Raw genomic sequence first — 317 nt, 5'->3', positions numbered from 1 at the left:
CGAGGCCGGCACGCGGAGGATCCACCAGCACGGTGGAAAAGTCATACGCTTCCAGCGCCATTTCGGTCACACGTCGGCCGCCCTTCTCGCCCTTCAGCGCAGCAGCGAACTCTTCCGCCGACATGCGCCCCACCGCAGCGTTGTCGATGCCATTGGCCGCCAGGTTCTGCTGCGCGCTGGCAACGGAGGTGCGCGAAATCTCGGTGGCCAGCACACGGCGGAAGTTCTCGGCCAGGGCCACGGTGAAGTTACCGTTGCCGCAGTAGAGCTCGACCAGATCGCTCGACTGGCTGCCCCGGGTCACGTCCCGGGCCCAG

The 317-nt window shown here is 66.9% G+C and carries 1 protein-coding gene; it reads right to left on the bottom strand.

Features of this window, described 5'->3' with window-relative positions; translation table 11 throughout:
- Positions 1–317 (bottom strand): methyltransferase domain-containing protein (locus HOP53_RS21420; RefSeq protein WP_234271877.1); only part of this gene is annotated, 317 nt, incomplete at both ends.

The sequence above is a fragment of the Billgrantia ethanolica genome (assembly GCF_021404305.1).
Taxonomy (GTDB): domain Bacteria; phylum Pseudomonadota; class Gammaproteobacteria; order Pseudomonadales; family Halomonadaceae; genus Halomonas; species Halomonas ethanolica.
The sequence above is the reverse complement of the archived record's forward strand: the minus strand, read 5'-3'. Positions and strand labels throughout refer to the sequence as shown.